General features: G+C 72.0%; 11 protein-coding genes. 6 read left to right on the top strand and 5 right to left on the bottom strand.

The annotated features are described in order from the left end of the window. Positions 1-149: 149 nt before the first annotated feature. Positions 150-728: a biotin transporter BioY gene (locus tag ABZ898_RS09060; RefSeq protein WP_361654605.1), complete on the bottom strand. Its 579-nt coding sequence runs from the start codon at positions 726-728 to the stop codon at positions 150-152. A gap of 301 nt (positions 729-1,029) precedes the next feature. Between ABZ898_RS09060 and ABZ898_RS09055 the strand changes: the two genes are divergently transcribed. After that, positions 1,030-2,412, top strand: coding sequence for an amino acid permease (locus tag ABZ898_RS09055; protein WP_361654602.1), 1,383 nt, complete (start codon positions 1,030-1,032; stop codon positions 2,410-2,412). A 246-nt stretch (positions 2,413-2,658) separates the two neighbouring features. Here the strand turns inward: ABZ898_RS09055 and ABZ898_RS09050 are convergent, their stop codons facing one another. Beyond that, positions 2,659-3,321 carry a DsbA family protein gene (locus tag ABZ898_RS09050; RefSeq protein WP_361654599.1) on the bottom strand — a complete coding sequence of 221 codons (663 nt, stop codon included), beginning with the start codon at positions 3,319-3,321 and terminating at the stop codon, positions 2,659-2,661. A 153-nt stretch (positions 3,322-3,474) separates the two neighbouring features. Between ABZ898_RS09050 and pepN (ABZ898_RS09045) the strand changes: the two genes are divergently transcribed. Continuing rightward, positions 3,475-6,045, top strand: a complete 2,571-nt coding sequence (pepN, locus tag ABZ898_RS09045; protein WP_361654597.1) for an aminopeptidase N — start codon at positions 3,475-3,477, stop codon at positions 6,043-6,045. A gap of 206 nt (positions 6,046-6,251) precedes the next feature. After that, positions 6,252-7,289 carry a hypothetical protein gene (locus ABZ898_RS09040; protein WP_361654594.1) on the top strand — a complete coding sequence of 346 codons (1,038 nt, stop codon included), beginning with the start codon at positions 6,252-6,254 and terminating at the stop codon, positions 7,287-7,289. On the opposite strand, the gene ABZ898_RS09035 is transcribed toward ABZ898_RS09040, so the two are convergent. Both ABZ898_RS09035 and ABZ898_RS09030 read right to left on the bottom strand, forming a co-directional pair. Further along, positions 7,290-9,047 (bottom strand): TIGR03767 family metallophosphoesterase, encoded by a 1,758-nt coding sequence (locus ABZ898_RS09035; protein WP_361654591.1) that lies wholly within the window; start codon positions 9,045-9,047, stop codon positions 7,290-7,292. Positions 9,048-9,254: 207 nt separating this feature from the next. Beyond that, entirely contained in the window at positions 9,255-9,755 is a 501-nt protein-coding gene (locus ABZ898_RS09030; protein ID WP_361654589.1) for an NUDIX hydrolase, read from the bottom strand. A gap of 200 nt (positions 9,756-9,955) precedes the next feature. On the opposite strand from ABZ898_RS09030, the gene ABZ898_RS09025 reads away from it, so the two are divergent. Beyond that, positions 9,956-13,252, top strand: coding sequence for a S8 family serine peptidase (locus ABZ898_RS09025; RefSeq protein ID WP_361654586.1), 3,297 nt, complete (start codon positions 9,956-9,958; stop codon positions 13,250-13,252). A 332-nt stretch (positions 13,253-13,584) separates the two neighbouring features. Then, positions 13,585-14,601 (top strand): aspartate-semialdehyde dehydrogenase, encoded by a 1,017-nt coding sequence (locus ABZ898_RS09020; RefSeq protein WP_361654584.1) that lies wholly within the window; start codon positions 13,585-13,587, stop codon positions 14,599-14,601. A gap of 49 nt (positions 14,602-14,650) precedes the next feature. On the opposite strand, the gene ABZ898_RS09015 is transcribed toward ABZ898_RS09020, so the two are convergent. Further along, positions 14,651-15,142: a DUF1203 domain-containing protein gene (locus ABZ898_RS09015; RefSeq protein ID WP_361654581.1), complete on the bottom strand. Its 492-nt coding sequence runs from the start codon at positions 15,140-15,142 to the stop codon at positions 14,651-14,653. 112 nt (positions 15,143-15,254) lie between these two features. On the opposite strand from ABZ898_RS09015, the gene pepN (ABZ898_RS09010) reads away from it, so the two are divergent. Next, positions 15,255-17,825: an aminopeptidase N gene (pepN, locus tag ABZ898_RS09010; protein WP_361654579.1), complete on the top strand. Its 2,571-nt coding sequence runs from the start codon at positions 15,255-15,257 to the stop codon at positions 17,823-17,825. Positions 17,826-17,849: the final 24 nt, after the last annotated feature.

The following is a 17,849-nucleotide window of genomic DNA, read 5'->3' as shown; positions in this document are numbered from 1 at the left end:
CACGGAGGCGGTGGGCGGGTTCCTCGGCGTCCTGCGGCCCGGCAGCCGGTGGCCGGTGGCCCGTGGCCCGTGGCCCGTGGCCCGTGGCCGGGAACGGCGAAGGCCCGCCCCCTCCGCGTGGGTGGGGGCGGGCCTTCGTCGGCGAAAGCTCAGCTCTTGTTCGTCAGCTTCCACGCCGTCGGGAGCACGCCCATCGCCAGCGCGGCCTTGAGGGCGTCACCGATGAGGAACGGGGTCAGGCCCGCCGCGATGGCCTGCGTCGCGGACATGTGGGCCGCGAAGGCGAGGTAGGGGACGCCGACGGCGTAGATGATCGCCTCGCCGAGCAGCATCGTGCCCGCCATCCGCAGCGGGGAGCGGTCCGCGCCCCGGCGGGCCAGGGCGCCGACGGCGGCGGCGGCCAGCAGCATGCCGAGGACGTAGCCGAAGGAGACCGACATGCCGGAGCCGCCCTGGGCGAACCACGGCACCCCGGCCAGGCCCGCGAGGGCGTACAGCGCGAGGGCGGCGACACCGCGGCGGGCGCCGAGCGCCGTGCCGACCAGGAGCGCGGCGAAGGTCTGCCCCGTCACCGGCACCGGGGAGCCGGGCACCGGCACCGCGATCTGAGCCGCGAGACCCGTGAGCGCCGCGCCGCCGAGCACGAGGGCGGCGTCGCGCACGCGCGAGGCGGGAAGGAGGTCGGCGAGGACGGCGCCGGGCCGGGCGGTGACGCTGGCGGTGCTCATGGGGACTCCGCGGGTGTGTGGACAGGGGGCAACACCGCGACGCTATACCGGCCCGCACCCCCCGATCACCGTCTGTGCTCGACAAAGGCGTGAACAGGGGCTTGGTGGGCTTCGCACAAAGGATGCGTCTTACACCGGCAGCGGCGTGACAACGGTCACGGAGCGACTGTGACGGGTAAGCGGACGTACGCATTCCGTATGCGGAACGTCCGCATAGCGGACACCTCCGGCGGTGCCGGGTCGGCTTCACCCAGACTGATGGAGTTTTTTACCCACCTAACGCACTGGACGAGCCGCGCCGATGCCCAGCACCACCACGCAAGCGCCCCAGGAGCAGAAGCAGGGCGTCCCGCTCTCCTCCGGCCTCAAACAGCGCCACCTGTCCATGATCGCCCTCGGCGGTGTGATCGGGGCAGGCCTCTTCGTCGGGTCCGGCGCGGGCATCGCCGCCGCCGGTCCCTCCATCGTCGTCGCCTACACCCTCTCCGGTCTGCTCGTGCTGCTGGTGATGCGGATGCTGGGCGAGCTGTCGTCGGCGTACCCGTCGTCCGGCTCCTTCTCGGCGCACGCCGAGCGGGCGATCGGGCCGTGGGCCGGGTTCACGGTCGGCTGGTCGTTCTGGGTCATGCAGTGCACGGTCGTCGGCCTGGAGGGCATCGGCGCGGGGAAGATCGTCAGCGGCTGGCTGCCGGGCACCCCGCAGTGGGCCTGGGTCGCGCTGTTCATGCTGATCTTCTGCGGCGCGAACCTCAGCGCGGTGAAGAACTTCGGCGAGTTCGAGTTCTGGTTCGCCGCCCTGAAGGTCGCCGCCATCTGCGCTTTCCTGCTGCTCGGCGTGCTGGCCATCGCCGGCGTGCTGCCGGGCACCGACTCCCCCGGCGCCTCCCACCTCACCGACTTCCTGCCCAACGGCAGCCAGGGCCTGGTCCTCGGCCTGCTCGCGTCGGTGTTCGCGTACGGCGGTCTGGAGACCGTCACCATCGCGGCGGCCGAGTCGGAGGACCCGGTCAGGGGCGTGGCGCGGGCGGTGCGCACCACGATGTGGCGGATCGCGCTGTTCTACGTCGGCTCGATGGCCGTCGTCGTCACGCTCGTGCCGTGGGACTCCGCGGAGGTCGTGGAGCGCGGCCCGTACGTCGCCGCCCTGGACACCCTCGGCATCCCCGGCGCCGGCCGGGTGATGGACGTGGTGGTGCTGGCAGCGCTGCTCTCCGCGATGAACGCCAACATCTACGGCTCCTCGCGCATGCTGCACTCGCTGGTCCATCGGGGTCTCGGTCCGAAGGTGCTGGCGAAGGTGTCCGGCGGGGTGCCCCGGATCGCCGTCCTGGTCTCGTCGGTCTTCGGCTTCGGCTGTGTGCTGCTGAGCTACTGGCGCCCGGACGACGTGTTCATGTGGCTGCTGAACATGATCGGCGCGGTCATCCTGGTCGTCTGGATCTTCGTCGGCGTCTCCCAGCTCCTGCTGCGGCGCCGGGCCGAGCGCTCCGGTGACGCGGCGCCCGCCGTGCGGATGTGGGCGTTCCCGTGGCTGACCTGGGTGGCGCTGCTGGGCATGGCGGTCATCCTGGTCCTGATGGCGAAGCAGCCCGACACGCGCGTCCAGGTCTACTCCACCGGCGGCCTGACGCTGGCCCTGGCGGCCGGCGGGTACGTCTGGCAGCGGGCGCGCGCCCGCTACTGAGCACTCCCCCTCTCCCCCTTCGAAGGCCCCCGCGTGGACGACACACGGGGGCCTTCGCGCACCCCCGCACCCGGCGCCCCGCTTTTGTTGCTAGCGTGTAGTTGCAAGTTACTTGCAATAAGGCTCCCGCCTCGTGATCGTCTTCTCAGCCTTCACCGGGCGGGCGGATGAAGGAAGCCCCCTGTGAGGACGTGACTCACAGGGGGCTTCTTCACGCGCCGGGCGGGGTGCCGGCCGGATCGCCGGTCAGAGGTTGCTGAAGTCCGGGCCGACCGTGCGGCTCCGCTTGAGCTCGTAGAAGCCCGGCACGGAGGCGACCGCGAGGGTGCCGTCCCACAGGCGGGCCGCCTGCTCGCCCTTGGGGGCGGGAGTGACGACCGGGCCGAAGAAGGCGATCTGCTCGCCGTCGGGACCGGGGACCGCGATGACCGGGGTGCCCACGTCCTGGCCGACCTTCTCGATGCCCTCCTTGTGGGAGGCGCGCAGCTCGGCGTCGAACTCGAAGTCGTTCTGGTCGAAGTAGTCGATCAGGCCGGCCGGCAGGCCCACCTCGGCGAGCGCGCCCACGACGGCCTCGCGGGTCGGCCCCTCGCCGTCGTTGTGGATACGGGTGCCGAGGGCGGTGTACAGCGGGCCGAGGACGTCGGCGCCGTGCTTCTGCCAGGCGGCGGTGACCACCCGGACCGGCTGCCACGCCTTGGTGGCGAGCATCTCGCGGTACTCCTCGGGCAGCTCGTCGATCCGGTCCTCGTTGAGGACGGCGAGGCTCATGATGTGCCAGCGCACCTCGATGTCGCGGACCTTCTCCACCTCCAGCACCCAGCGGGAGGTCATCCAGGCCCAGGGGCACAGCGGGTCGAACCAGAAGTCCACAGGGGTCTTGCCCGACGTGGTCGCGGTCTCGGACATGTCTCTCCTTGCGCAACGGTCTTTTCCAGCGGCAACATCGCCCCCGCCCCCGCAATTCCCCGCTGCCGCACGTCAGGACCGCATGGCAGGATCGTGCCGTTCGGTGCCCGGATTCCGGGGCCCGCTGTCCGCGAACACAAGGGAGTGCCGCCCGTGCCCGGTGAGAATCTGTCCCGTGACGAGGCCCGCGAGCGGGCCGCCCTGCTGTCGGTCGAGGGGTACGACGTCGCGCTGGACCTGCGCTCCGCGGTGGGCGGGACCGACGGCGAACCGCGCACCTTCCGCTCGGTGACCACGATCCGCTTCCGCTGCGCCGAACCGGGCGCCTCCTCCTTCGCCGACCTCATCGCGCCGGACGTGACCGCGGTGTCGCTCAACGGCCGCGACCTCGACCCCGGCCAGGTGTTCGACGGCTCCCGGATCGCCCTGGAGGACCTGGCGGCCGACAACGAGCTGATCGTGGACGCCCGGTGCGCCTACTCCCGCACCGGTGAGGGCCTGCACCGCTTCGTCGACCCGGAGGACGGCGAGGTCTACCTCTACACCCAGTACGAACCGGCCGACTCCCGGCGGGTGTTCGCCAACTTCGAGCAGCCCGACCTGAAGGCGCCCTACCGCTTCGAGGTCCGCGCCCCCGAGGGCTGGACGGTGTGGAGCAACGGCGCGGGCGAACTCGTGGACGGCGTCTGGCGGTTCGCGGAGACCAAGCCGATCTCCACGTACATCACCTGCGTGGTCGCGGGCCCGTACCACTACGTCACCGACGTCTACGAGCGCGTGCTGGAGGACGGGAGCAAGCTGGAGATCCCGCTCGGCGCGATGTGCCGCAAGGGCCTGGCGCCCTACTTCGACGCCGACGACATCTTCCTCATCACCAAGCAGGGCCTGGACTTCTTCCACGAGCACTTCGCCTACCCGTACCCCTTCGGCAAGTACGACCAGGCGTTCGTGCCCGAGTACAACCTCGGCGCGATGGAGAACCCCGGACTGGTCACCTTCCGGGAGGAGTTCGTCTTTAGGGGCAAGGTCACGCAGGCGTCCTACGAGGCGCGGGCCAACGTGATCCTGCACGAGATGGCGCACATGTGGTTCGGCGACCTCGTCACCATGGTCTGGTGGGACGACCTGTGGCTGAAGGAGTCCTTCGCGGACTTCATGGGCACCTTCGGCAACGTCGGCGCGACCCGCTTCAAGGACGCCTGGACCACCTTCGCCAACCGCCGCAAGGCATGGGCCTACCGCGCCGACCAGCTCCCCTCCACGCACCCCGTCACCGCCGACATCCGCGACCTGCAGGACGCCAAGCTCAACTTCGACGGCATCACCTACGCCAAGGGCGCCTCCGTCCTGAAGCAACTGGTCGCCTACGTCGGCCAGGACGCCTTCCTGGAGGGCGCCCGGCGCTACTTCGAGCGGCACGCCTACGGCAACACCCGGCTGGAGGACCTGCTGTCGGTGCTGGCGGAGACCAGCGGGCGGGACATGTCGGCGTGGGCCCGCTCGTGGCTCCAGACGGCGGGCGTCAACTCCCTCACTCCGCAGGTGCTGGTGAGCCCCGAGGGGCGCGTCGACGAGCTGGCCGTGCTCCAGGAGGCCCCCGAGTCGCACCCCGAACTGCGCCCGCACCGGGTGAAGGTGGGCCTGTACCGGCGCACCGGACAGGGCACGCTGGAGCGCTACCGGAGTACGGAGGCGGACGTCGAGGGTCCGCGCACGGTGGTGCCGGAGCTGGCCGGCGCCGAGGTCCCGGACCTGGTGCTGGTCAACGACGACGACCTCACCTACTGCAAGATCCGCTTCGACGAGACCTCGCTCGCCACCCTCCGCGAGCACCTCGGCGAGCTGACCGACCCGCTGGCCCGCGCCCTGTGCTGGTCGGCGCTGTGGAACCTGACGCGGGACGGACTGCTGCCCGCGCGGGACTTCGTGGCGCTGGTGCTGCGGTTCGCGGGCCGGGAGTCCGACATCGGCGTGCTCCAGATGCTGCACGCCTGGGCCGACACCGCCCTGGAGCGGTACGCGGCCCCCGAGTGGCGGACCACGGGCGGCGAGCTGCTGGCGCGGGGCGCGCTGGAGGGGCTGCGGGCGGCCGGGCCGGGCAGCGAGCAGCAGCTGGCGTGGGCCCGCTTCTTCGCCGCCGTGGCATCCGGGCCGGCCGACCTGGCCCTGCTGAAGGACCTGCTGGACGGCACCGAGACCGTCGAGGGCCTGACCGTGGACCAGGAGCTGCGCTGGGCGTTCCTGGAGCCGCTGGCCGCGCACGGGGTGGCGGACGAGAAGGTGCTCGCGGCCGAACTGGCCCGTGACGACACCGCGTCCGGCAAGCGCCATCAGGTGCGCTGTCTGGCCGCGCGGCCCTCGGCGGCCGTCAAGGCGCAGGCGTGGGCCCAGGTGGTGGAGTCGGACGCGCTGTCCAACGCCCTGGTGGAGGCGACGATCGCGGGCTTCGGACGGGCGGAGCAGCGGGAACTGACGGCGCCGTACGCGGAGAAGTACTTCGCGGTGATCGAGCGGGTGTGGCGGGAGCGGTCGATCCAGATCGCCATGCACATCGTCAGCGGGCTGTTCCCGGCCCACCAGGACCGGCCCGGCACGCTGGCGGCGACGGACGCCTGGCTCGCCGGGCACGCGGACGCGGCCCCGGCGCTGCGGCGGCTGGTGCTGGAGGCGCGGGACGATCTGGCGCGGGCGCTGCGCGCACAGGAGTGCGACTCCGGCCACTGATCCTTGGCCTGAGCTTCGTCGCCCGGTGACCGTTACGGAATCCGGGCACGGCAGCCCGTAACCCCTGGTCCGCCCCGAACGGACCAGGGGTTTCCGTCGCCCCATCGGCATCCGAACACCCGTCCTTTAGTCCCGTGTTGTCCGCATTCATCGACGGACGTGTAACAGCGGTTACGGGTGGGCCGGGAGTAGGGCATTCCAGAGCCATGACGCACAACACCCCGCTCTCCCCCCGCCCGCTCCACCACCTCACCGAGGTCCACCGCCGTGTGCTGACCGCCGCCCAGCTCCGCACCCACGGAGTGACGACGGCCGAACTGAACGAGCGGTGCCGGGCCGACGGCCCCTGGCGGCTGCTGCTGCCCAACGTGGTCCTGCTGCACTCCGGGGCGCCCACGAGCGAGGAGCGTCTGCACGGCGCGCTGCTGTACGCCTCCCGCGAGTCCGTGCCGGGCGTGCCGGCCCAGCCGGGCGCGGGCGACCCGCACCGGGGTGCCTACGCGGAGGCGATGCTCACCGGCCTGGCCGCGCTGGCCCTGCACGGCCTGCCGTCCGCGCCGCCGCTGATGTCCCTGGAGCGGATCGACGTCCTGGTCCCGAGGCTGCGCCGGCTGCGCTCGACGGGGTACGTGCGGGTCGTACGCACCCCGGACCTGCCGGCGGCGCACGCGGTGGCGGGACTGCCGGTGGCGCCGGCGGCGCGGGCGCTGGCGGACGCGGTGGCCCACCTGACGGACGCGGACACGGTACGGCTGCTGCTGACCGAGGCGGTGCGCGACGGCAAGTGCGAACCGGCGGCCGTGGTACGTGAGTTGTCCGAGGCGAAGCTGATGGCCCGGAGCCATGTGGCGGACGCGGTGGAGTCGCTGGTGGCGGAGGGGCGCGCGGTCGCGGAGGACCTGCTGTACCGGCTGGTGACCGAGCAGGGGCTGCCCGACCCGGTGTGGAACGTGGACCTGCGGCTGCCCGGCGGCCCCCACCTGGGCGGCCTGGACGCCTACTGGCCGGAGCAGGCGGTCGCCGTCGAGCTGGACACCCGCGCCCCGCGCCGGGACGAGGACGCGACGTGGTCGGAGTACGCCCGCAAGCGGGAGCACCTGGAGCGGCTCGGCATCACGGTCGTGCACATCACGCCGAAGAAGCTCCGGGAGTCGCCGGAGCAGCAGGCCGCGGTGGTGCGCACGGCGCTGATGGCCGCGGGCGACCGCGACCCGGCCGCGTACGTGGTCGTGCTGCCCCGCTGATCAGCGCTTTCTCAGCAGCAGTTCGGTGTTGCGGTCGGCCGGCAGCCCGGCGAGTGTCGTGAGGGCGTCGGGGGCGTTGTGGGCCAGTTCGCGGTAGAGCGAGGCCAGACCGCGCGGGGAGAGGTCGTCGCGTTCGGCGCGGTAGGGGGCCGCGGACTCCACCAGGGTGGTGAACAGCGACAGGGTGCCGTCGGCGTTGTCCACCAGCTCGACGACCCGGGCGAGCTGGGGGTGGTCGAGGTGGGAGGCGGTGGAGACCTCCCAGAAGCCGCCGCCGGAGGGCGAGCGGTGCGGGGTGACGATGTTCTGGTGGACATGGCCGTTCACCCAGGCCAGCACATTGCGGTGGGCTCCGAGGACCGAGATCAGCTCGGCCCCGTCGTGGCGGCGCTCCCGGGGCCGGGCCGGGTCGGGGCGGGTGTTGGTCATAGAGGCGCCGGTGTGGTGGCTGAACACGATGACGTGGGAGTCGGCGTGTTCCTTCAACGTCCGCTCCAGCCATCCGAGCTGGGCGGTGCCGACGGAGCCCTGGTAGTGGCCGCCCGCGTCGACGGTGTCGAGGCTGACGCCGGTCACGTCGTCGGAGATCCGGAAGGCGTAGTACCGGGTGCCCGCCGCGAGGTTGGCCAGCGTGTAGCCGTGGCCCAGCGGACCGTGGCCCCGGTGGGCGGGGTCGAAGTGGGCGCGCACGTATTCGGCCGGGGTGAAGGGGGCGCGCCGCTCGTCCGGGGTGACCTGGCGCGCCGCGCGGGCGTGGGCCTTGAGGAAGTCGCGGTACACGGTGCCCGTCAGGTCGCGTCCCGTCTCGTAGGCCCGTTTCAGTGCCTGGGCGTCGGCCGGGGTGGCGTCCATCAGCTTGCGTCCGCCGACGGACACCTCCGTGAGGTAGGGGTCGTGCCGGGCGGCGAAACCGCCGCCGAGCAGGGCGTCGTGGTTGCCGACGGTGGAGTACCAGGGGATGTCCAGGCCGGGGCTCGTGACCTCGCGGACGGCGGCGGTGAGGAAGTCGGGCAGGCGGGGGAAGCCGAGCGCCTTGTCCTGGTCGCGGACGGCGGAGCCGGGCTGCCAGTAGAGCGACAGGCCGCTGTTCTGGACGCCCTCGTAGTGTCCGGGGTCGCCGGAGTCCGGGGTGATGCGGCCGCCGCTCATCACCTTCAGGAACCAGTCGAGTTCCAGCCGGGAGTTGTTGTCGGTGTTGTCCCCGGTGGTCATGACGAACTGGAGCGGGCTGCCGGTGACCGGTCCGCCGCGCAGGGAGTTGATCCGCTCGACCAGCGAGACGGCGCCGGGCACGGTGAGCGCCTCCTGCGGGCGCCAGCCGCGTGGCGTGGCGGCGCGCAGGAACTCCATCCGCCGCGGGTGCTGCACATCGGTCAGGTGCAGGTCGGTGACCTGGACGAACGCGGCGAGGGTGGCACGCCGCGCGGAGCGCCCGGAACGGGGCTCGGCCAGTTCACCGCGGACGACGCGCGACCAGCCGGGGCCCTCGCCGAGGGTGCGGTAGGCGGCGGACCCGCGCGGCGTGGCCACGGTGGCGAGGGTGGTGCCGCGGGTGTACGGGGCGAGCGGGGCCGGGGCGGTCGTGCGGGCGGCCGGTGCCGGAACGGGCGGCGCGGCGGCCTGCGTGGCGGCGCTGCTCTCGGCGGGGCGCAGGCTGAAGCCGACGCCCGCGGCGAGCGTGACGGCTCCGGCGGCGGCGAGGACGGATCGGCGGTGGAGCCCCTGGGCGGGGGCGTCGGCAGAGCGTGAGCGCGACATGCGCGGTCTCCCCTGAGTGCGGTCCCGACGGCGGTCGCGGGCCACCGCTCGGACCGGCACCCCGCTCGCTCTGGATCGTCGGCAGCGGGGATGAAACGCGCGTGAACGCCGAAGCAACGCACGACGCCGAACACCGCACGTCGATCAGCGTGGGTCAGCGGGGAGGGCGGACCGCCGCCGAACGGCCGGACGGCGGCCCGGCGGCGGTCACTCCTCGTTCATCAGCCGGGGAAGGGCCTCCTCCGCCCCGCCCGGCGCGGCGCCGAGCCGTCCGGTGGGCGGGCGTTCGCGCCACAGGCGCAGGGCGTTGTCCACCAGGGACACCCGGGTCAGCCCGGTCACGGCCGTCAGGTCGTGCCAGGCGGCGAGGTCGGTGGAGCCGTTCACCTCGTTGCGGAGCTCCCCGCCGGTGACGCGTGCCGCGTACAGGATGCGTACGCCGTGGTGGTCGACGGGCCGGGCGGGGAAGCGGCCGGGCAGCACCACCCGGCCGGTGTGCACGCCGAGCAGGTCGGTCACCTCCACCCGGTAGCCGGTCTCCTCGGTCACCTCGCGGCGGACGGTGTCGTACGGGTCCTCCCCGAACTCCGCCCCGCCGCCCGGCAGTACCCATTCGTGGCCGCCTCCCGGCGCGGGCGAACGGGCGAGCAGGAGCTGTCCGTCCCGGACGCACACGGCGTAGGCCGCCACCCTCAACTTACGTCGCATGCGGGGACGTTAGCGCGGAGCACCGGGGAACCGATTGAATTCGGGCGGATTCGGTCCCCAACCGCACACATCGCATCGCGGGTTTTCCCCATACATGGATCTCGATTCGGTCAACGAACCCCAAAAACAGGTCGCTTGGGAAAAGCTGCGCTGGTCCGGCACTGGACCTCGCGGACAACCCTCACCGACAAAGGGATGCGATGACCCACTCCCCCGACCGTGACCCGATACCCGGCCCGAGACGCCTGGCGCGCCTGACCCTGGCCGTCGGCGTGGTGGCCGCCCTCTGCGCGGCCGGCCCCGTGCCGATGGCGCTGGCCGCCGACGCGCCGCCCGCCGCAGACCCCGGCGCCAAGTCCGCGCCCCGCAAGCTCGGCGCCGACGACGCCGACCGGCTCGCGGAGGCCAAGGCGGACGGCGCCAAGAGCGTCACGATGATGATCGCCACCGCGCCGGGCTCCACCGAGCAGGTCGCCTCGCAGCTGGACTCGGCCGGCACCGTGGGCCGCACCTTCGACAAGGTCGGCTACGTCCGCGCGACGGTGCCCACCGCCAAGGCGGACTCGGTCATCGCCGCCGCGGCCAAGCTGTCCTCGGTGCACGCGATCGACCTGCGCCAGGAGATCCCGCTGGACGACCCGGCGCCGGGCGCGGACACCGCGAAGGACGCCAGGAACGCCCGTACGGCGGCCGCTTACCCGGCGCCCGACAGCAAGACCCCGGCGAAGAACCCGTACAACCCGTCCTTCGAGACCGGTGCCGTCGACTTCGTGAAGAACAACCCGAAGGCGGACGGGCGCGGGGTCACCATCGGCATCCTGGACTCCGGTGTGGACCTCGGCCACCCGGCGCTGCAGAAGACCACCACGGGTGAGCGCAAGATCGTGGACTGGGTCACCGCGACCGACCCGGTGAGCGACGGCGACGGCACCTGGCGGCGGATGACCGCCGCGGTCTCCGGCCCCTCCTTCTCCGTCGGGTCCGGCGCGAACGCCGAGACCTTCAAGGCCCCGGCCGGCGCCTACAAGTTCAACTACCTGTACGAGTCCGCCACCACCGGCGGCGACATGCAGGGCGACCTCAACCGCGACGGTGACACCACCGACGCCTGGGGCGTGCTGTACGACCCGGCCGCCGGCACGGTCCGCGTCGACACCGACGACGACCTGGACTTCGGCGACAACGCGCCGATGAAGGCGTACAAGGACGGCTACCAGGTCGGCTACTTCGGCACCGACGACCCGAAGACGGACGTCGTCGAGCGCATCCCGTTCGTGGTCGAGGTCCGCAAGGACGTCGTCTACAACTCCTCGGGTGCCAAGGCCGATTACGTCAACATCGGGGTCATCGAGTCCGAGCACGGCACCCATGTCGCGGGCATCACCGCCGCCAACGGGCTGTTCGGCGGCAGGATGAGCGGTGCCGCGCCCGGCGCGAAGATCGTCTCCTCGCGGGCCTGCACCTGGTCCGGCGGCTGCACCAACGTCGCCCTCACCGAGGGCATGATCGACCTGGTGACCAACCGGGGCGTGGACATCGTCAACATGTCCATCGGCGGCCTCCCGGCGCTGAACGACGGCAACAACGCCCGCGCCGAGCTGTACACCCGGCTCATCGACACCTACGGCGTCCAGCTCGTCATCTCGGCGGGCAACTCCGGCCCCGGCGCCAACACCATCGGCGACCCCGGCCTCGCCGACAAGGTCATCTCGGTCGGCGCCGCCATCTCCAAGGAGACCTGGGCGTCGAACTACGGCTCGGCCGTCACGACCCCCTACGCCCTGATGCCGTTCTCCTCGCGCGGCCCGCGTGAGGACGGCGGCTTCACGCCGACCGTCACGGCGCCCGGCGCCGCGATCAACACCACGCAGACCTGGCTGCCGGGCTCGCCCGTAGCCGAGGCGGGCTACACCCTGCCGGCCGGCTACTCGATGCTCCAGGGCACCTCGATGGCCTCCCCGCAGGCGGCGGGCGCGAGCGCCCTGCTGCTGAGCGCCGCCAAGCAGAAGGGCACGGACCTCACCCCGGCCGTGCTGCGCACCGCGCTCACCTCGACCGCGCACCACATCAAGGGCGCGCAGGCGTACGAGGAGGGCTCCGGCCTGATCGACGTCGTGGACGCCTGGAACGCGATCCGCCTCGGCGCCTCGGCGCACGAGTACACGGTCAAGGCCCCGGTCGACACCGCGATCGACTACGCCCTGAAGACCCCCGGCTACGGCACCGGCCTCTACGACCGCGAGGGCGGCCTGAAGTCCGGCCAGCGCAAGACGTACGAGGTCACGGTCACCCGCACCACCGGCGCCGACCGCGCGGTCTGGCACCTGCTGAGCTTCGGCACCGACCCGGAGCGCACCTTCCGCGTCGTCGGCAGCCCCCTGGTCAGGCTGCCGCTGAACCAGCCGGTCACCGTCAAGGTGGAGGCCGCGCCGAAGTCGGCCGGGCTCAAGAGCGCGATCCTCCGGGTCGACGACCCGCTGACCGTGGGCGTCGACAAGCAGATCCTCAGCACGGTCGTGGTGGCGAGCCCGGTGGACTACACCCGCTCCTTCTCCGGCTCGGTGCAGCGCAACAGCACCCGCTCGTACTTCCTGACCGTGCCCGAGGGCGCGAAGTCGCTGGAGGTCGCCATCGGCGCCCTGAAGTCCGGCAGCCAGACCCGGTTCATCGCGATCCACCCCTACGGGACGCCGGTCGACAACACCAGTACCCCGTACTGCTACAACAACTACCTCGACGGCAACGGCTGCAAGCCCGACGTGCGCTCCTACGCCGACCCGCAGGCCGGTGTCTGGGAGGTCGAGGTCGAGTCCCGCCGCACCTCCCCCCTGCTGGACAACCCCTACAAGCTGGACGTCTCCGTGCTCGGCGCGGTCTTCGACCCGGAGACCGTGACCGTGCCCGAGGCCAAGGTGGGCGTCCCGGCCACCGCGTCCTGGAAGGTCACCAACAAGTACGCCGCGCTCGACGGCAGGCTGACCGGCGGCCCGCTGGGCTCCGCCAAGGCCGCCCGTCCGGCGATCGAGGAGGGCGAGACCGTGACCACCACGGTCGACGTCCCGGCCGGCGCCAAGTCCCTGGACGTGGTCATCGGCAAGGTCTCCGACCCGGCCGCCGACCTCGACCTCGTGGTCTACGACGCCTCCGGCAAGGAGGTCGGCACCTCCGCCGACGGCGACTCGGAGGAGGCCGTCTCCATCCCCACCCCGGCCGCCGGGACGTACACCGTCGAGGTCGTCGGCTACTCGGTCCCGGCCGGCTCCACCGACTACGACTACCGGGACGTCTTCTTCTCCGACGCGCTCGGCACCGTCTCGGTCGACGGTTCGGCTCCGGTGAAGCTCGCCACGGGCGCCTCCGCCACCGTGTCCGGCAAGGTCACGGCCGCCGCCGAGGCCCCGGCCGGCCGCGAGTTCTTCGGCCGGGTCCAGCTGGTGAACGCGCGCGGCACCGTCGCGGGCGCCGCGAGTGTCCAGATCGGCAAGGTCACGCCCTGACCTGCTGATCCTCAGGCTCAAGGGGGCGGGCGTCCTGGCGGGCGCCCGCCCCTTCGGCGTGTGCGGTGTACGTCACACCGCCGTATGGCGCCGGGCCGACCGGGCAGGGACCGGACAGCACGGCTTGCGGCCGGCCGGGCCGGGGGAGAGAACTTCTGCGGCCGTTCCCGGCGCGGCACCGCAGGTCCGCGGGCCGTCCGCCGGGTACGCGTGTCCCTGGCACCGGGCACACCGGTGCAAAGGATTGGACACGCGGCCCTGTGTCGGCCGCATGATGGAAAAGTGCCGGTCAAGCGAATGAGCCGGTATCTGAACAGACAGAGGGAGTCGTCGTGAGGGTCGGAATCGTCGGAGCCACCGGTCAGGTCGGCACGGTCATGCGCAAGATCCTCAAGGAGCGGGACTTCCCGGTCACCGAGCTGCGCCTCTTCGCCTCCGCCCGCTCGGCCGGGACCGTGCTGGACGGGGTGACGGTGGAGGACGCCTCGACGGCCGACTACTCCGGCCTCGACATCGTGCTCTTCTCGGCGGGCGGCGCCACGTCCAAGGCGCTGGCGGAGAAGGTCGCCGCCCAGGGCCCCGTCGTCATCGACAACTCCTCGGCCTGGCGCCGGGACCCCGAGGTGCCGCTCGTGGTGTCCGAGGTGAACCCGCACGCCATCGCGGACCGCCCCAAGGGCATCATCGCCAACCCGAACTGCACCACGATGGCCGCGATGCCGGTGCTGAGGCCGCTGCACGAGGAGGCCGGCCTCGAAGCGCTGGTCGTCGCCACCTACCAGGCGGTCTCCGGCTCGGGTCTCGCGGGCGTGGCCGAGCTGCACGGGCAGGCGCAGAAGGTCGTCGCCGACGCGGACAAGCTGACCCACGACGGCGGCGCGGTGGACTTCCCCGAGCCGGGCGTCTACCAGCGCCCGATCGCCTTCAACGTGCTCCCGCTGGCCGGGTCCATCGTGGACGACGGCCTGCACGAGACCGACGAGGAGCAGAAGCTCCGCAACGAGTCCCGCAAGATCCTGGAGATCCCGGAGCTGAAGGTCTCCGGCACCTGTGTGCGCGTCCCGGTCTTCTCCGGGCACTCCCTCCAGGTCAACGCCCGCTTCGCCCGCCCGATCAGCGTCGAGCGCGCGACCGAGCTGCTGGCGCAGGCACCGGGTGTCGCGCTGTCCGAGATCCCGACCCCGCTCCAGGCGGCCGGCCAGGACCCGTCGTACGTGGGCCGCATCCGCTCCGACGAGACGGTGGACAACGGCCTGGCCCTGTTCATCTCCAACGACAACCTCCGCAAGGGCGCCGCGCTGAACGCGGTGCAGATCGCGGAGCTGGTGGCGGCCGAGCTGCAGGGCTGACGCACGGAGGGAAGGGGCGCGTGCCACCCGGTGGCACGCGCCCCCTTTTTCATGCCCTCGGGACCTCGTACAGGAAGCAGCCGTACTCCACCGCCCTCACGTGCACCAGCGCCACCGCGGGGTCGGTGAACGCCTCGGTGAGGGCGGCGGCGAAGTCCTCGGCCGGGGTGACCAGGCGGCCGCCGAGGATGCGGCCGTCGCGGGAGTAGCGGCGCAGGACGCGGTGCGCCTCCGTGAAGGCGGGGCCGTCGGAGGCCGGTCCGCCGCAGGGTTCGGCGTGGATGAAGACCGGCCCCTGTTCGTCGTAGGCGCCGGGCTCGGCGCCCGTGGCGGCCGCCCAGCGGCGCAGGGGCGCGTAGGAGACCAGGGCGACGCGCTCGCCGGGTTCGGCGCAGCGCAGACAGCAGCGCAGGGGGGCGCCGCCCTCCGGGTCGGTGACCGCGCTCATCGGGCGGCCCGCGTCGTCCCGCGCGCGCAGTTCCGCGAGGACGGGCCCGTCGATGGCGCGCGCCGTGCGGGCGGTGGTGGTGTGTGTCGTCATGCCGTCGAGACTGGCCCCGCGACGGCCTGGTGACCGGCGGGATAAGGACATCGCGTTCCCGGATCTCCCGTGGAAGGATGGCGCAACCCACACATAACGAGGAGATGACCGCGTGCCTGGCACAAACCTGACTCGGGAAGAGGCGCAGCAGCGGGCGAAGCTGCTCACCGTTGACTCGTACGAGATCGATCTCGACCTCTCCGGCGCGCAGGAGGGGGGCACCTTCCGGTCCGTGACCACGGTGCGCTTCGACGTGGCCGAGTCCGGCGCCGACTCCTTCATCGACCTGGTCGCACCGGCCGTGCTTGAAGTGACCCTCAACGGGGACGCGCTGGACCCGGCCGAGGTCTTCAAGGACTCCCGGATCGCGCTGCCGGGCCTGCTCGACGGCCCCAACATCCTGCGGGTGGTCGCCGACTGCGCCTACACCAACACCGGTGAGGGTCTGCACCGGTTCGTGGACCCGGTCGACGAACAGGCTTATCTGTACACGCAGTTCGAGGTGCCGGACGCGCGGCGCGTGTTCGCCTCCTTCGAGCAGCCGGACCTCAAGGCGACGTTCCGGTTCACCGTGACGGCGCCCGAGGGCTGGACGGTGATCTCCAACTCCCCGACGCCGGAGCCCAAGGACAACGTCTGGGCGTTCGCGCCGACCCCGCGCATCTCGTCGTACATCACCGCGCTGATCGCCGGTCCGTACCACGCGGTGCACAGCGTGTACGAGAAGGACGGGCAGAGCGTGCCGCTCGGCATCTACTGCCGGCCCTCGCTCGCGGAGTTCCTCGACTCCGAGGCGATCTTCGAGGTCACGCGGCAGGGCTTCGACTGGTTCCAGGAGAAGTTCGACTACGCGTACCCCTTCGAGAAGTACGACCAGCTCTTCGTGCCGGAGTTCAACGCGGGCGCGATGGAGAACGCGGGCGCGGTGACCATCCGCGACCAGTACGTCTTCCGGTCCAAGGTGACCGACGCGGCGTACGAGGTGCGCGCGGAGACCATCCTGCACGAGCTGGCCCACATGTGGTTCGGCGACCTGGTCACCATGGAGTGGTGGAACGACCTGTGGCTGAACGAGTCGTTCGCCACCTTCACCTCGATCGCCTGCCAGGCGTCGGCACCGGGCTCGCGCTGGCCGCACTCGTGGACCACGTTCGCCAACTCGATGAAGACGTGGGCGTACCGCCAGGACCAGCTGCCGTCCACCCACCCGATCATGGCGGACATCCGCGACCTGGACGACGTGCTGGTCAACTTCGACGGCATCACGTACGCCAAGGGCGCCTCGGTGCTCAAGCAGCTCGTGGCGTACGTCGGTGAGGACGAGTTCTTCCGGGGCGTGCAGGCGTACTTCAAGCGGCACGCGTTCGGCAACACGCGGCTCTCCGACCTGCTGGGCGCGCTGGAGGAGACCTCCGGACGCGACCTGAAGACCTGGTCGAAGGCGTGGCTGGAGACGGCCGGGATCAACATCCTCCGTCCCGAGCTGGAGACGGACGCCGACGGTGTCATCACCTCCTTCGCGGTCCGCCAGGAGGCCCCGGCCCTCCCGGCCGGCGCCAAGGGCGAGCCGACGCTGCGCCCGCACCGCATCGCCGTCGGTCTGTACGACCTGGACGAGGCGGGCAAGCTGGCGCGGGTGAAGCGCGTCGAGCTGGACGTGGACGGCGAGCTGACGGCCGTGCCCGAGCTGACCGGCGTCCGCCGTCCGGCCGTGATCCTGCTCAACGACGACGACCTGTCGTACGCGAAGGTCCGCATGGACGAGGAGTCCCTGGCGGTCGTCACCGAGCACCTCGGCGACTTCGCGGAGTCGCTGCCGCGCGCGCTGAGCTGGGCGTCCGCCTGGGACATGACCCGTGACGGCGAACTGCCCACCCGTGACTACCTCTCGCTGGTGCTGTCCGGCATCGGCAAGGAGTCCGACATCGGTGTCGTGCAGTCCCTGCACCGCCAGGCCAAGCTGGCGATCGACCTGTACGCCGACCCGGCCGCCCGTGAGGCCCTGCTGACCCGCTGGACCGAGGCGACCCTGGCCCACCTGCGCACGGCCGAGCCCGGCAGCGACCACCAGCTCGCCTGGGCCCGCGCGTTCGCGGCGACGGCCCGTACCCCGGAGCAGCTGGACCTGCTGGAGGCCCTGCTCGACGGCTCGCAGACCGTCGAGGGCCTGGCCGTCGACACCGAGCTGCGCTGGGCGTTCGTGGAGCGCCTCGCCGCGGTGGGCCGCTTCGACGAGGCGGAGATCGCCGCCGAGTACGAGCGCGACCGCACGGCGGCCGGCGAGCGTCACGCGGCCACCGCCCGCGCGGCCCGCCCGACCGCCGAGGCCAAGGCGGAGGCGTGGGCGTCGGTCGTGGAGTCCGACAAGCTCCCCAACGCGGTCCAGGAAGCCGTCATCCGCGGCTTCGTCCAGACCGACCAGCGCGAACTCCTCGCCCCTTACACGGACCGCTACTTCGAGTCCGTGAAGACGGCCTGGGACTCCCGCTCCCACGAGATGGCCCAGCAGATCGCGGTCGGCCTCTACCCGTCGGTCCAGGTCTCCGAGGACACGCTCCGCAAGACGGACGCCTGGCTGACGACCGTCGACCCGACCCCGGCCCTGCGCCGCCTGATCTCGGAGTCCCGCGCGGGCGTCGAACGCGCCCTGAAGGCCCAGCGGGCGGACGCGGCTTCGGCGTAGCCGGCCAGCAGTCGAGAAGGGGCG

Origin of the sequence: Streptomyces sp. NPDC046860, from assembly GCF_040645115.1 — a bacterium.
Taxonomy (GTDB): Bacteria; Actinomycetota; Actinomycetes; order Streptomycetales; family Streptomycetaceae; genus Streptomyces.
The sequence above is the reverse complement of the archived record's forward strand: the minus strand, read 5'-3'. Positions and strand labels throughout refer to the sequence as shown.